Source organism: Pseudoduganella buxea (genome assembly GCF_009720835.1).
GTDB lineage: Bacteria > Pseudomonadota > Gammaproteobacteria > Burkholderiales > Burkholderiaceae_D > Rugamonas > Rugamonas buxea.
Map to the genome: position 1 here is coordinate 1 of NZ_WNKZ01000187.1, position 2,500 is coordinate 2,500.

The window sequence follows — 2,500 nt, forward strand, 5'->3', positions numbered from 1 at the left end:
ACTGGTTGTGGACCTACAATCACGACCGACCCAATATGGCGCTCGGCGGTATCACGCCAAAACAGAAATTGGCACTTGCCGCTTAACCTCTACTTTTAGCGTGCTCTAAAAATGGGGGGATTACCGAACCAGCTCCTTGCCGTCCCATTGGCGGAATTGATAATCCGATGCCAGCCACAATTTGTCCTGGAACCACAGCACGTCGTTCCACAGGATGCTCGAGCTGCCCTTGTAGATCCGCTTCCATGTCGATTTATTTCCCACCCACAGACTGCCGCCTTCGCCGGAGATATAGACGTTGCCGTCGCCGGCGCAGGTCACCGTTTCGAGTCTCACATTGCTGGGAAAACCAAGTTGAGTCCATTTCGTTCCGTCATGGTGCCAGACGTCGCCATGGCCGCCGACGGCGTACATATCAAACTCGGAAAATGCATCAAGATCGGAGAAGCCCTGCGCCGTTGTCGGCTCAGTGTGAGGAAAACCACTGTTGAATGAAACCCACTCGCCGATACCAGTGCGCTTAAATATTCTGCGTCCGGTTCCCAGCGAATAGGTGAATCCAAACAGGCATTTCAGTCGATCGGTTCCGGGGAAAAGTCCGGCCGGACTGATTTGCTCCATCGGGCCGTTACCGCCGCCGAAAGGCCATACATCGCCGTTACCGTTCATCGACGAAATCAGGCCGCTTGGCCGTGGGAATGGCGAGCGTGAAACGCCAATTCTAGGATAATGCATCCCGGCCAGCTCTTGAAATCCGTAATGATTTCCGAGCGGTCGATTCGGAAAATACGTCACGATGCGTGATGGAATCTGGCCGTCGAACAGATGTGAGGCTTCCTCGTTGCTCAGCTGTTTCTTCAGGCCGAGCTGGATCACGTCCTTCTCGCGGATGGCGATATCGATAATCTCGAAACCGGCGAATACTGCAAGCCAGGTATTTTCGTCCAGCAATGGCGTCATGACGTCGCGTCCGTTGTTGCAGGCTTGCCCACTCAAGAAACAGGATAGGGGGCCACTAGCACCTGCCAGCTCTTGCCGTCGAATTGCATCACCGTATCGAGACTGGCGACGACTAGGATGCCGTCGTACGCGTCCATATGGCCAGTGATATATACGTTCTCGCCCTCATGCTTGACGGGCACCAGCTCCTTGCCGTTCCACTGGCGGAACTGATAATCGGACGCCAGCCATAGTTTGTCCTGGAACCACAGCACGTCGTTCCACAGGATGCTCGAGCTGCCCTTGTAGATGCGCTTCCACGTCGATTTATTTCCTACCCACAGGCTGCCGCCTTCGCCGGAGATATAGACGTTGCCGTCGCCGGCGCACGTGACCGTCGCCAGCTCGACGTTGGAAGGAAATCCCTGTTGCGTCCACTTCGCGCCGTCGAAATGCCAGACGTCGCCGTTGCCGCCGACGGCGTACATATCCGACTCGGAAAATGCGTCGAGGTCGGAGAAGCCCTGCGCGGTGCTCGATTCGGTCTGGGGCAGCCCATTGTCGATACGCAACCATTTGCCAACCGCCGTGCGCCGGTAGACACGGCGGCCGGTGCCGACGGAGTAGGTATATCCGTTGATGCACTTCAGGCGCCTCGTGGCTGGCCGTCCGCCGTCGGGCGCGATGAATTCCATAGGACCATTGCCGCCTCCGAACGGCCATACGTCGCCCTTGCTGCTTCGTGAGACGATCAGTCCGCTCGGACGTGGAAATGGTGCGCGCGAGACGCCAACCGAGGGGTAACGCATGCCTTGCAGCTCCTGGAAGCCAAAGTTGTTCCCTGGGGCGCGGTCCAGGAACAGCGTAACGATCCGGGAGGGGATGTCCTCGTTTAAAAGCTGCGATGCATCTTCATTGCTCATCTTCGTTTTTAGGCACAGTTGGACGATATTTCTGTCGCGTACTGCGATATCCGTGATGTCGAAGTCCGCAACGACTTTGCGCCAGGTCGCTTCATCCAAAAAAATTTTCACTATCCTTCTCCAAATTTTAGTCAGCGGAACCGCCTGAGGTGTTGGCCGGCATTGCCGGTTTGGCCTGTTCGTTCACCATCTTCGCCCGGGCATTGCCACACTTCTGATAATAGGAATCGAGTTGCGCACGGATGCACTTCTTAGAGCATTTTGAAAGGGGGAAGGCCTTCTGGTGCGACTCCGTGGCCGCATTGAGTGAATCATTCATGCTCATTGTGCCATTTGAGTCGACCCGCCCGTTCTGGTCCAATGCTTCGTGTTCCCTCGCAAGTGCTTCGTGCGCCCGCTTGTGACTGCCATGATTCTGGCTCGTCCCCTCCACGCAGACCGTGGGGGCCCGGTTATGGTTATATCCGGGGCAAGTATCCTTGACCGATCCCCCGGGCACCAGATGGTGCCCCTGAGGTGCACTGTCAATAGTGGACACGTCCGTTTCAAGCAGCCAGCTTCTGTCTGCTGAATTCTTCGGCAAACGATGCTGGCGATAGATACCCGAGACGCGAGTGGCGCCGCTGGCGGTTATAGAA

General features: G+C 56.5%; 3 protein-coding genes. All 3 read right to left on the minus strand.

From position 1 onward, the window contains the following. Positions 1-120: 120 nt before the first annotated feature. Genes GM672_RS27375 through GM672_RS27385 form a run of 3 tightly spaced genes read right to left on the minus strand, consistent with a single transcriptional unit; the run spans position 121 to position 2,400 of the window. The gene (locus GM672_RS27375; RefSeq protein ID WP_155473652.1) at positions 121-960 is read right to left on the minus strand and encodes a beta propeller repeat protein; all 840 of its coding nucleotides are present in this window, start codon (positions 958-960) and stop codon (positions 121-123) included. A 32-nt stretch (positions 961-992) separates the two neighbouring features. Then, complete coding sequence (locus GM672_RS27380; protein ID WP_155473653.1) at positions 993-1,973, minus strand: beta propeller repeat protein; 981 nt, start codon at positions 1,971-1,973, stop codon at positions 993-995. Between the two features lie 16 nt (positions 1,974-1,989). Continuing rightward, complete coding sequence (locus GM672_RS27385) at positions 1,990-2,400, minus strand: HNH/endonuclease VII fold toxin-2 domain-containing protein (protein ID WP_188916125.1); 411 nt, start codon at positions 2,398-2,400, stop codon at positions 1,990-1,992. Between the last annotated feature and the right edge of the window lie 100 nt (positions 2,401-2,500).